General features: G+C 35.6%; 11 protein-coding genes. 4 read left to right on the forward strand and 7 right to left on the reverse strand.

Features of this window, described 5'->3' with window-relative positions:
- Positions 1-29: 29 nt before the first annotated feature.
- A complete protein-coding gene (locus ACO052_RS13520) occupies positions 30-527 on the reverse strand; it encodes a hypothetical protein (RefSeq protein WP_422104309.1) in 498 nt (165 codons plus the stop codon).
- Positions 528-880: 353 nt separating this feature from the next.
- Here ACO052_RS13520 and ACO052_RS13525 point away from each other — a divergent pair, with 353 nt between their 5' ends.
- From ACO052_RS13525 to ACO052_RS13540, 4 genes are all read left to right on the forward strand, one after another.
- On the forward strand, positions 881-1,369 hold the full coding sequence (locus tag ACO052_RS13525; protein WP_422104310.1) for a SixA phosphatase family protein: 489 nt from the start codon (positions 881-883) through the stop codon (positions 1,367-1,369).
- Positions 1,366-3,420, forward strand: coding sequence for a polyphosphate kinase 1 (gene ppk1 / locus ACO052_RS13530; protein ID WP_422104311.1), 2,055 nt, complete (start codon positions 1,366-1,368; stop codon positions 3,418-3,420). Before ACO052_RS13525 ends, ppk1 begins: the two co-directional genes overlap by 4 nt.
- Position 3,421: 1 nt before the next feature.
- A complete protein-coding gene (locus tag ACO052_RS13535) occupies positions 3,422-4,327 on the forward strand; it encodes an exopolyphosphatase (protein WP_422104312.1) in 906 nt (301 codons plus the stop codon).
- Between the two features lie 107 nt (positions 4,328-4,434).
- Entirely contained in the window at positions 4,435-4,965 is a 531-nt protein-coding gene (locus tag ACO052_RS13540; protein ID WP_422104313.1) for a porin family protein, read from the forward strand.
- A 50-nt stretch (positions 4,966-5,015) separates the two neighbouring features.
- Here ACO052_RS13540 and ACO052_RS13545 read toward each other — a convergent pair whose 3' ends face one another.
- From ACO052_RS13545 to ACO052_RS13570, 6 genes are all read right to left on the reverse strand, one after another.
- The gene (locus ACO052_RS13545; RefSeq protein ID WP_422104314.1) at positions 5,016-6,140 is read right to left on the reverse strand and encodes a T9SS type A sorting domain-containing protein; all 1,125 of its coding nucleotides are present in this window, start codon (positions 6,138-6,140) and stop codon (positions 5,016-5,018) included.
- 41 nt (positions 6,141-6,181) lie between these two features.
- A complete protein-coding gene (locus ACO052_RS13550; RefSeq protein ID WP_422104315.1) occupies positions 6,182-6,763 on the reverse strand; it encodes a tRNA-(ms[2]io[6]A)-hydroxylase in 582 nt (193 codons plus the stop codon).
- A 1-nt stretch (position 6,764) separates the two neighbouring features.
- Entirely contained in the window at positions 6,765-7,343 is a 579-nt protein-coding gene (locus ACO052_RS13555) for a hypothetical protein (RefSeq protein ID WP_422104316.1), read from the reverse strand.
- Positions 7,344-7,427: 84 nt separating this feature from the next.
- Positions 7,428-9,389, reverse strand: a complete 1,962-nt coding sequence (locus ACO052_RS13560) for a cytochrome-c peroxidase (RefSeq protein ID WP_422104317.1) — start codon at positions 9,387-9,389, stop codon at positions 7,428-7,430.
- Positions 9,390-9,456: 67 nt separating this feature from the next.
- Positions 9,457-11,229, reverse strand: a complete 1,773-nt coding sequence (locus ACO052_RS13565; protein WP_422104318.1) for an alkaline phosphatase PhoX — start codon at positions 11,227-11,229, stop codon at positions 9,457-9,459.
- 397 nt (positions 11,230-11,626) lie between these two features.
- A complete protein-coding gene (locus tag ACO052_RS13570) occupies positions 11,627-13,192 on the reverse strand; it encodes an FG-GAP repeat domain-containing protein (RefSeq protein WP_422104319.1) in 1,566 nt (521 codons plus the stop codon).
- Between the last annotated feature and the right edge of the window lie 21 nt (positions 13,193-13,213).

A 13,213-nucleotide genomic window follows, 5' to 3' on the forward strand; every position in this document is an offset into this window, starting at 1 on the left:
GTTTGTTCTTTAAGTGTCAATTAGTATAACTATTCGCCACTATCAAGATTTGGGACGTATACCTTTAAAATGGTATTACTAGTTTCTGTTTTGCAGTTATCACTTATGGCTTTTACATCGATACAGCTCCATCTGTCTGAAACTGTATTTTTTGCAGTACTGATTTTTACTTTAAATTGTATCGATTCTCCTGAACGGATAGAGATTTTATTGCCGCTCAAAGGTCTACCATCTTTACTTAATACTTCTATAAAAACCGGTGTATTAGACCCTTTTGATGGGTAGTGCTTGTTTGCACAATCGATTTTTAGGTCCTCGGTAACAATCGTATATGTATCGTTAGATATCGATGTGTTTGTGAGACTCAGATTAAAAACAACGCCGTCATTGATATCTAAGGATCTATAGCTTCTGTCTTTCTCTACTTTGAGATCAGATTCGCATTTTTGGGAATAACCACAAAAGGAGCCGCCTATAAATAAAAGTGCGATACAACGCAATTTGAAATATTTAGGTACATTAAACATGATTAACAAGTATTTATTCTTTATAAATAGTTTCCTAATAACTTATAATGTTATGCTGCACTTCATTTAACGTCGATAGTATGTTCAATAAACGATACTGATAATCATTAAATCTTATGCAACATTTTTGTTTTCGTTAATTGCAAAAAAATATAGAGGGAAAAAATTTTAACGTAAATGGAATCTAGAATGGACTAATATTTTCGATTTGGGGTCATTTACATTAATTTTACATAACAAAAGAACTTATAACCAAAGTTTTAAACAAACATAAGAGCTAAAGCGGCAAAATAATCGTTAAAACGGAGATATGCAACATTTTGTCGATAAAAATTGCATTTAATCGAAAAAAAATGAAATCAATTGTACTTGTAAGACATGGAAAATCGTCTTGGGAATTTGATGTTTCCGATAGGCAAAGGCCTTTAAAACAGAGAGGAATAAATGATGCTCAATTAGTTGCAAATGAATTTATTAAGTCTAATAAAATTCCAAAACACATCTTTTCGAGTCCTGCCAATAGAGCATTGTCAACTTGTAAGATTTTTACCAAAATATTTAGTTTGTCAGAAAATTCTATTTCAATTGAAGATAGTTTATATGATTTTGGTGGCGAAAATGTTTTGCGCTTTATTAAAGCCTTACCAAATACTTATGACGATATTATGATTTTTGGGCACAATTATGCATTCACATCAATTGCGAACATTTTTGGTGATAAGTTTATAGAAAATGTTCCAACCAGTGGGTTAATTAAGCTTAAATTTGACATCGCTAATTGGCAAGATTTAAAGCAAGGAACCACTGAATTGATCATTATCCCCAAGGAATTAAAGCAATGACTAAAGACAAAAATGTTTATATCAACCGCGAATTGAGTTGGTTGCAATTTAATGCGCGCGTATTACAAGAAGCGGCTGACCAGAGCGTTCCACTAATTGAGCGTTTACGGTTTTTGGGTATTTTTTCCAATAATCTAGATGAGTTTTTTAAAGTGCGCTATGCCACGGTTAAGCGTATTGACGAGGCAGGTAAAGGTGGGAAAAGTGAGCTAGGGGGTATAAAGGCTAGTGATCTTTTGGCACAGATTACAAAAATAGTCATAGATCAGCAAAGCGAAAGTCTGGAAATCTTAGATTCCATAAATAGAGAATTAGAGCGGGAAAAGATTCATATCATCAATGAAACGAAAATTGATTCTGATCAACACGATTTTATAAAAAACTATTTCTATCAAGAGATTAGCCCAGCTCTTGTGGTTATTGTTTTAAATGAAGATGTTGGCATTCCCGAACTTAAGGATAGCGCGGCTTATCTCAACGTGAAAATGTCGAGTAAAACAGGGCCAAATCGATATGCGCTTATAGAAATATCTAAAGCCATGGATCGCTTTATCGTTTTGCCGAGTAAAGACGATTCTAATTATATCATTATGGTAGATGATTTACTTAGGTATTGTTTAGATGATATATTTAACATCTTTAGTTATGATGCGATTACCGCACATATGATTAAGATCACAAGAGATGGGGAACTCGATTTTGATAGTGACTTGAGTAAGAGTTTTGTAGATAAATTATCGCGTAGTGTTAAAGGTAGAAAAAGTGGCGACCCTGTACGTTTTGTTTATGATAAAAATATAGATGATGACACCTTAATATTTCTTTTAGAGCGTATGGACATTGACTCCAAAGATAGTATCATACCTGGGGGACGTTATCACAATCGACGCGACTATATGGGGTTCCCCAGCTTAGGGAGAACCGATTTGCTTTACGAAAAAATCAAACCCTTGCCAGTAAAAGGATTAAGCTTTCATGAAAGTATATTCAAGACCATAGCCGAGAAAGATTATTTAATCTACACCCCATATCATACGTTTTCATATATCGTTAAGTTCTTGCGTGAAGCCGCCTTAGATCCAAACGTAAAAACTATTAAGATTACGATATACAGGCTTGCTCAGATTTCTCATGTTGCCAGTTCGCTCATTAATGCTGCTAAAAATGGGAAAGAGGTCACAGTGTCGATTGAACTTAGGGCTCGTTTTGATGAAGAAGCGAATATTAATTATGCCGAGCAAATGCAGGACGCTGGTGTAAACATGCTTTTTGGTGTTACAGGTTTAAAAGTACATTGTAAAATGTGCGTTATAGAAAGGAAAGAAAAGCATAAATTAGTAAGATACGGTTTTATAAGTACGGGTAATTTTAACGAATCTACAGCAAAAATATATACTGATTTTACGCTCTTAACTTCAAATTCTAAAATTCTTAAGGACGTCAATAAAGTATTTAACTTTTTTGAAGTTAATTATATGGTGAATAGATACAAACATATCATCACGTCTCCACATTATACACGAACAAAATTGTTTGCGCTTATTGACAATGAAATTGAAAATGTAAAAAAAGGGAAGCCAGCTTATATCAAATTAAAAATGAATAGTATCAGCAGTTATAAAATGGTTGATAAATTGTATGAGGCTAGTAGGGCTGGTGTAAAGATACAGATGATTGTTAGAGGTCTATGCTGTTTGGTACCTGGTGTAGTCGGGATGAGCGAGAATATTGAGGTGATTAGTATCATAGACAAATTTTTGGAGCATACCAGGCTCTATGTATTTGCTAATGACGACGATCCAAAAATATTTATTTCCTCAGCTGATTGGATGACGAGGAACATAGATAATCGTGTAGAAGTGAGTTGTCCAATTTATGATGAAGATATAAAAAAGGAATTACTGGATCTTTATGAGATTTGTTGGAACGATAATGTGAAAGCGCGCTATATTAACGAAACACAGGATAATACATATCGAAGAAATGATCAGCCTAAGGTTAGAGCGCAATTCGACACTTATAATTATTATTTAAATAAGCTTGAAGGGTAAAATGCTGAAGATACAGAAATACGCGGCTATAGATATTGGATCTAATGCAGTAAGACTACTTATATCCAATATTATTGAAGAAGACCATAAACCTGTAAAATTTAAGAAGAACTCCTTAGTGCGTGTACCCATTAGATTGGGTGCTGATGTTTTTATCAACGGGGAAATATCAGAATACAACCAACAACGTATGATAGATACCATGATGGCTTTTAGTTTGCTCATGAAATCGCATGGTGTGGCACGTTATAAGGCTTGTGCAACATCGGCTATGCGCGAAGCCAGTAATAGTGTTCCTTTGACCAAAACAGTTTTAGAAACCAGTGGAATTAATATTGATATTATTGATGGTGAAGTAGAAGCTGCTATTATTGCAGAAACCGACCTTAACACCTTTATAGACCCAAATAAAACCTATTTGTATGTCGATGTTGGAGGTGGAAGCACGGAGTTTTCTATTATTCATAACGGCGTTAAGGTCAACTCTAAATCGTTCAAAATTGGGACTGTACGACTATTGAATGATATGGTCAAAGACGACTCTTGGACCGAATTGGAGCATTGGATAAAAGAAAATACAAGTCAATATTATAAAATAGCACTTCTCGGTTCTGGTGGTAATATCAACAAGATTTTTAAAATATCTGGAGTTGATCTTGGTAAACCATTGACTTACTTTTACTTGAGCAATTACTATAAAACCCTTCAGAGTTATACTTACGAGGAACGTATTACGAGATTAGATCTTAATCAAGATAGGGCAGATGTTATTATTCCTGCGACTCGTATTTATTTATCTGCCATGAAATGGAGTGGCGCAAAAGATATCTATGTTCCCAAAATTGGTCTATCAGATGGCATTATTAAAAGTATATATTACGAAACGGTATCGAGTGTAACCGTATGATTATGACCTATAAATATAACCGTTGAACTAATTTATTACTACAAAAATCTATACATTTACCCTGAAATTAGATTTTAAACTATATTCACCGTCTCAAATTGATTATTATGAAAAAACTTTTACTGGCCTCCTTATTTGCCTGTTTTGTCACAATAGGCGTGTCTCAGGAGATAAAATATGGTGTTAGAGGTGCACTTAATATCTCTAACTTGGATTTTGACCCAGATGCCACTTTCGAAAACAAACATCGCAATGGTTTTGCCTTTGCTGGTTTTGTTGATTTTGGATTTTCTGAAGAATTAACGCTACATACGGAATTACAATGGTCTGCTGAAGGTGGAAAAGATGAAGACCTCAGAGCAGATTACATTCAAATGCCAATTATGCTTAAGTTATCAGCTTCTGAACGTTTATCTTTTGGAGCTGGACCGCAAATTGCCTTAAAGACCTGGAAAAATAGCGATGGCTTTTCGACTTTTGCTTTTTCTGGCGTAGTAGGTGCAGAGTATATGATTACCGACGAATTATTCATTGATGCACGATATTCATTTGGGCTATCAAACATCTTGGATGAGGATTTAACTGACTCAGAAGCCCGAAATCATGTGATGCAGTTTGGGTTTGGTATAAAGATTTAGAAATAAAATATATTGATAATCGAAAGGCTTTGACCAAAAGGTTGAAGCCTTTATTTTTTTATAAATTTTAATGTTGATACTACAGTATTGTTTTCACTAAAGCTAATGAAATAAATACCGGCGTCCGCGTTACTAATATCAATTGATTTCTGATTCAGACTTGCTGATGTCATGAGTTTGCCATCGACACTGTAGATACTGTAGTTAATGTCTTTTGATAATATACTTTCATCATATAGAAGGTCTATCTGATTGTCAATAGGATTTTGTCCGAGTGAAATAGTCGAAGATGTAATAGTTTGCTCATCATTAGACAATGATACATTGCCAAAAGTTAGCTTAACGCCCAAAAGATCGGTGAGAATGAGTGTTTCTCCATTGTTTACAATTTCAAACTCAAAAAAGTTAGTGCCTGGGTTATATAATGTTTGAAAGTAGATCAATTCATATACAGAAAAAGAGCAATCCAAAAGTGTTTGGCTAAAATTGCTAAAGCTAATATTATTGGCACCATTAAATGATACAAAATAGGTGCTAAAAAAGCCATTGCACTGTCCAGATCCATGGGCTTCGGGCGTAAAGGGATTCAGTGCATAAATATTATTAGTAAACATAATGTTCGGACTGTCGGTTTCAGGAATATCAATTACTGGATTTCCAGGAATGTCAATTCGATATAACCACCAAGTAGATACCAGTATACCTTGAGGTTGTTGCTTTTTATACACTAAAGAATTCCCGTTTAAATTAGTGAAGGTTAGGACTTCATCATTTATATTTCCAGAAATCACATAATTATGTATTGAACCATTACCACTGTTATCATAGTCAAATTCATCGAAAAAAAGAGTATTATATTGCGAATGCGCTTGGGTCTCACAATCAAAACTAAGGGTAGTAATTCCTGAAATCGTTATTTCATCTGAATTTATAGTGTATAAACCTTGTGAAGCCTCGCAACCATGTCCCATTGAGAACTCAAAACTATCAGATAAGGCTCCTGGTTCGTTGGTAAACTCAATGTAAAAAATGGTCATGTCATTAAAGTAATTGGGGTAAGTAACACCATCTTTAATAACAAGGTTAAGATACCAAGTTCCCAATAAATCAGATTGAGCTTGAATACTAAAACTAAATAGAACAGATAAGATAGAAATGAGGTAGAGCTTTTTCATTAAAAAATTCGATTAGTTAATGAGATTATAAGTTAGAAAAATCATCCATGAATGGTTTCCTTTTTGCCTAAATCTTTCATGATATCTGCTTCATAATCCAAGAGTTGTTGCCATTTTTTATCCACTTCTTTTCGATCTCCATAGGTTCTGGCGAAGTTTAAAAACATGGTATAATGACTTGCCTCACTAATCATGAGTTTTCTGTAGAACTTAGCCAGTTTTTTATCCGCGAGTTCTTCAGACAATAACCTAAAGCGTTCACAACTTCGTGCTTCAATAAGCGCCGCATATAAAAGCCGATGTACCAATTGTGTGGTTCTACTACCTCCTTTTGGGAAGAACTTTAAAAGCGCAATCACATATTCATCCTTACGGTCTCTTCCGAGGATCCAACCACGCTCTAAAATGAGATCATGCACCATTTTAAAGTGACTCATCTCTTCATTTACCAAATCGATCATTTCTTCAACGAGTTCTGTATATTCTGGAAAACTAACAATTAGAGAAATTGCTGTACTTGCGGCCTTCTGCTCGCAATAGGCGTGATCCGTTAAGATGTCTTCAATATTTTTTTCTACAATGTTCACCCATCTTGGGTCGGTCGGTAATTTAAGTCCTAGCATTTTAATTTACTTGTTTTCGTTTAATGTTCATCAGACCTTTTTCATTTATGGAAATAGTATGTAATGCTACTTTATCTGTATTGGGAATGGCATACATGATATCTATTTCAACATATTCAGAATTTGGTAAATCCTTATTTAATTCTATGGATTTCAATACACTGAGTTTATCAAAATCCCTTAGCTCGGATATAGGTGAATCCTTGTACTCAAGAAGTGAATTTATACGCGTCTTGTCGAAATGTGTATTAAAAATGCGTTTACCATTTTTCTCTATGAGGATATGGAACTTAAAATTCCTGTAATAGGTCTGATAGTTAATCGTATCCTTAATTTTGGTGAAAAGTACCGCATGGTCCATATCGGTATAGGTCTTAATTTTTACGCGATAGCCATTATGCAATAAGGTATCAACCTCACGTTCCATATACGATTCGGGCTGGTAGACCGGGATTTCAACCGTAACGGTTTTTTTGAAGTCTTCAATGGCTTCCTTAAGCGCTTGAGATTGTGTTTTACGGCCTTCGCAACTTGTTACGGCTAGGACCAAAAGCAATAAAATGAAAGCAAAATTTCTCATGTGATATGGATATCTCAATCAAAGATATTCTTTAAATACACAATATGAGAATTTCTAATACTTTTTAACTGTTCCTTATACCTATTAAAAGCTTCTTTTATTGATGTTGTCGTTATCGAAGTCTCTTGGTAGTTCCTTTGGCTGTTGGAACTTTTTGGTATCTGTAAGCGCTTTCATAAATGCAATAATATCTTCAATTTCCTTATCAGTAAGACCAAGCGGATCACTAGCTAATGTTTGGTGTTCTAAATCCATACCTCCACCAGCACCTCCACCTTTGTTGTAAAAGTCCATGACTTCTTCTAAGGTATCGAAAACGCCATTGTGCATATAAGGCCCTGTTAGATCTATATTTCTTATAGTGGGCGTTTTAAATGCTGCTTCATAAAATGTGGCTTTGTCTTGGGTAACCCCATTACCAACTCTCCCAAGATCATCATCTAGGGTCCAAGGTTCTTCCTTGTTTTCTGGTACTCCTAAGACTTCGGCTTCACTGTCTACAAATAAAGGCGGCAAATTTCCTGAAAACAATGGTACAAAATGACAAGTGGCACAAGCCGCTTTTCCTGCAAATAAATTAAAACCACGCTCTACGGATTCAGATAACTCTGTAATTTTATTTTGGAAAAATTTGTCGATAGGGCTGTCAAAGGTATTGAGCTTCATAACATAGGCCGCCAGAACATAATCTATATCGTTAGACCTTATTTTTCTGTTCTTAATTTCTGGGAAGGCTTTTGTAAATAAATTTTTGTAGGTGTCGCTATAATTTACTTTCTTGATAATTTCTTGGTAAGATGTATTAAACTCGTCATCACTAACTACAACATGCTCAAATTGATTTTCAAGGTTTTTCGCTCTTAAGTCATGGAAGAAGCTCATCGCATATACAGAGTAATTTAAAGTCATGGCATTTCGCTTTAAAGGGTCGCCAGTATTTGATATACTCAAAGTTTTACCATCAGTGAATGCTTTTTTTGGATCGTGACAAGTAGCACAAGACATCTCATTACTATGTGATAAAATAGGGTCATAAAACAAAAGTTTTCCTAGTTCTGCTTTAGCCTTATATGTACTGTCATTTTGAAGACTCACATAAAAAAAAGAATTTAGAAAATCAGAGTCAAATAAATTATCAGCCTTATAATTTACTGCTTGTATGAAACGTGAGACTTCATCGATAGTCTCATAATTTAAAGCCAAATGAATGTCCTTAATGGTTTTATAAGCTGGATTAATAATTTCCTTAATAAAAACAAGTCTATTAAAATTCTCAAAATCTGCATTTTTAGTCAGCTTTATACCTTTTTTAAATATTCTATTTGATTGTTTTAATAATTCAGTCCGCTTTACATTTTTTAACTCGGGCTTGTAAAGATTCATATACGTGTTGATATGATTTAGAACCACGGTAGCATCTTCTATGCCTTGTAATGTGCCGGGTGTATCAAAGCCAGTTGTCCCTAAAGTGGCCAAGCGAATCATTCCCATTCGAGCTGCCTCAAAGAACTGTCGGTCCGTAACGGCCCTAACTTCTAAAAAAGCATGAATTTTTTTTATGTTGGACTCTAGGATTTTTACCTCTTCTAAGAGTTCTTTTTTTGTCTGAGCGGTAGATAGACTTTCACTACCCATTATTTCATCAATAACCTGAAAACCATGTGGTTGTAGCACAGTAATATCCGCCACTTTTTTTTCTAGCTTTGGTAACGGCGCACCATTTATAATTTTATCATAGGCTTCTTTATCCAAATACTCAATAAAAAATTCCACTTTTTTGAATTGGTCGCGTAATGCCCGGTAAGCACTCCATAGGGTTTCGTTTGATTTTTCTTGATTAATAAAACCTTCGGTAGTGGTTCTAAAATCTACAGTAGATTTTACTAAATCGTTTAAATCATTTTTAAACTTACTATTGATATGACCGATGGCTTTAGGACTATAATTATTGAGGCTTTTGAAATTTGAATTTGACCACTGCATAAATAAAAGACATATGAAGCCAAATAATAAGCCTGTAGATATGATGTGGGTATTAATCTTCATGATAATGATGTAATGAAAAAATAAAAGCCAGATGCTATTACATCTGGCTTTTAAAAGAATTAAACTATTATTTTATGATCACTTTTCTAGTGAAGCCATCTTTTGTTTTCAATAAATAAGTACCAGTTGCTAAACCGGTGATATCGATTGAATTGACATTGCGGTATACACCAATACGCTTACCTGTAATATCATATAAGGCTAAATCGGTAGTTTCACTTAAGTATATGATACGTTCTGTAGGATTTGGATAAACACTGAATCTTCCAGAAGTATCGTCAAAATCTCTAGTTGTTAATGTTGCCAAAGCCGTTGGATCATCAAAACCAGTGATAGCAAATGTCAATGAATTATTATATGGGAATGGATTTGTATCAGCGGGGTGTTGAGAATTTACTAATACGGATTTTCCATCTAGAGTGGCACATGCTCCGGTTATTTCAGCACCTCTAGGTGTTTGTGTTAAACGGATTAAGTCATCTATACCAGGATTAGCGACATCCATGTCTAAGATGTACATTTCACACATACGATCAGTTATGCCATCTGGCGTTCTACCAAAAGAAGTCCCATTTAAATCTTCGTTAATAAGCATATAGGTTTTATCTGTTCCACCTACATTTACATATAACATATTTAGACCATCAGGATTTGAAAGGTGTTTTGCTGGATAACTAGCTAAATCAGGGCTAGAGGCGAAGTAAGGGCCACCTTCTACAAAAATAGTAACATCACCCGTTGCTGGATCAAACTCTAAGATACGTCCGTAGTAATCCCAATATGCTGGGTCATCTGGTCCAGTAGCACCTTGATCTGTGGCGCGTTGAATGTGATGCGGAGCATATACACCACCAGCTAAAGCCTCATCTTCCCAACGACTTGCAGGGTTATCTCTACCTGTTTCGGTCATGTAAACTTTACCTGTATTTTTGTCAATAGTTACCCACTCTAAACGGTTAAACATGGTTGCTCCGGCTGTAATCGCTTCATCGGTGTAGTTTAGCATTTTAGAGAAATCACTGTTATCTATTTCTACCCATGGATCACCTCCAGGATTATCGTGCTTGTATACGTAAGTAGTCCCGATCGTAAAATCGCCTGGAGTTGTAGCAACGAACTTTGTGAAAAGCCCAGGCGTTGCATCGGCACCCATGTAAACGGTTTGGTTGTCATTTGCAATAGTACCACCCTCAAAAGGTTGACGTCCCCAGTTGTATTGCTTGCGAATAGCTTTTGCACCTCTTGGATCTATCTCTACCATCCAGTTAAAATTTTGGTACTTAGAGATGGTTTGGAAGTTAGCCATTTCAAACTCCGTGTACTTAATGGTATAATCACTAATATCTCTTACACCGTTTCCACCTTGAAAAATAGCATCATTATCGGCTCTAAACCACTCTTCAGCTGTCCAGATACGACCATCTACATTAGAATTGATACCACCACAGTTCATACCGGTTTCACCGACATTTGAAAAATCGACATTAAAGAAGTCACCTGAGCGACCGTCAGTTAAAGTTTGAGGGATGACGTATAGGGAATCATCTCCGGGGTCTCTACCTAATAAAAAGGCAGTCATTCCTCCACCATCACCGATTTTATCATCGGCTAAAATCATTTCGTGATTTACAGATACCCAACCGATAGCGTTGGCATCATCAACACAATCGTCTACCGTAATTGGAGTAAAACCAATAAAGTCGTGCCATTGTTTAGCAGGTACTTCTTCATTAATACCTGTTTGAACCATATCAGAAGCTCCTACAAAAAGTACCTGATACTGAAATGGGGATGGAGGAACTACGACCTCAGTGGCTGTCCAGTTAATGTCAACTGACATTGGGAAATCGCTTTGCGAAAAGGAAACAAGTCCAAACGCACACGCAAGAAAAGCAAGTAATTTACGTTTCATTTTTAGTTTTTTTAAAAGATTAAAGGTTTTTTGGTTAAATAATCAATGACTCAAAATTACCGGCGCATTGTAAAGACAGATTAAATGCTATTTAAAATAATTGCTAACTAAACATTAAGTATGTTGTTTTTTTATTAACGAATGGAAGGAGAGTAAGTTTGTTAATTTACATTTTGATAATATGTTTTCAATTTTATCGCAAATTGAATTGGCGCAAAAGACTATTTCTACTACATTTTGGAAAGCTAAACCCTAATGCCAAAAAAAAATATCGGAAATTAAGTGTGGGGATCCATAGCTATTTAGAAACGTTATAAACAGCAAATCAATACATATTGTTGTTGAGAATGATAAATGGAATACCATCTTTTATCCATTGGTCTACATAACCTAACTTAGGAACCACTTCAAAAGCGAGCGATCCAAGAATTAAATCCTTGTCTCCATCCTTATCGTAATCGGACGTATGCATAACGACCCAGCGTCCCTTATTGACTTCAGGAAATGTAAAGTTCTCAAAGGTTGAATCACCCTTATTTTTATAGTACACAAAACTTTCTTCTGGCGTATTGACCCAATCTGGAAAGAAAGAGATTGCCGCAATATCCTTATCACCATCGCAATCAAAATCTTCGACTACGGCATTGTAGGCGCCGTTGTGATGAATAAAAAGCTCTTGCTTAAAGCTATTGTTCCCATCGTTTAGAAATATATAGATACCATGCCAAGGTTTCATTACAGGTTTATAATCGGCATTATCTCCTGCCGTAAAGATTATGTCTAAATGCCCATCGTCGTTATAGTCTATTAAGTTCATAAAGCTTCCGCCCATTGAAGGAGAGAATTTTAGAACACGGTCTCTCTTAAAGTTGGCCTTACCGTCATTGTAATAGATGTCTATGCCTTCAGCACCTTGCGCAAAAAGTGCAACGATATCTAGATGCCCGTCATTATTCATATCTTTCATATATGATTTGATAGCACCGGGTGTGGCTAATAAGACTTTTTTTGTATAGTTCCCTTGATTATTTATAAACACTGAAAGCGCACCAGTCCATTTACCAAATTCCGAGACCACAATATCCATAGTGCCATCACCATTTAAATCTCCGTAATCACTGTGTACTGGACGCTGTAATCTTGTGATAGGAACAGAGGCTTTAACACCTGGAGATTTTGGTAATGTGGCAATGAGTCCAAGAGGGGCGTCCGTAGGGGAGAAGCTGCCCATAACCGTAAGCCAAAAAGCATCCTTACCGTCATAAATACTCACGGCGCCCTCCTGTACATTTCCGGTATTCAATAATTCTAGTTGATTGGAAAAGACCGAAAAGCTTCGCGTTATAGCATCACCGAGATAGATTTGACCTGAACTTGAAAATTGCGCCATAGTTGAACTTGGCATTTGTACTTTTTGATCTGGAATGATAGTTGTGAATTGTGATAATTGTTTTGTGATTTCCTTTTTAGGTGGCACTTCTAGTTGAGCAGGGGCATTGTTTAAATAGTAGTTTTTAATTTTATCCCAAGATACACTGTCTAAGGTTCTAGAACTGGGGAATAAACCACTTGCCTTTACAATGTCTCCACCTTCATTTTTTTCGAAAAGCACTTCATATTCTTCACTTGTTTTATAAATACCATACATATACCCCATTCTCGGCAACATGTAGTTTTTCCAGGTATCCACATCCAATAATTGAGGTTCTGGATATTCGTGGCAAGACCCACAATATATCTTAGAAAGTTGTGCACCATCTAGAGCACTGATGTCGTTCGTTGTGACATCAGTTGTGTTGTCCGTATCTTGTTTGCTGTAGTTAGAATCATTTTTGCAGGACATTACAGTGCCAAGTGTAATAACAAAAAGGGAAAGATAGATTTTTTTCATGCGTCAATATCAAAAAAACGT

This window comes from Winogradskyella sp. (assembly GCF_965228925.1).
GTDB lineage: Bacteria > Bacteroidota > Bacteroidia > Flavobacteriales > Flavobacteriaceae > Winogradskyella.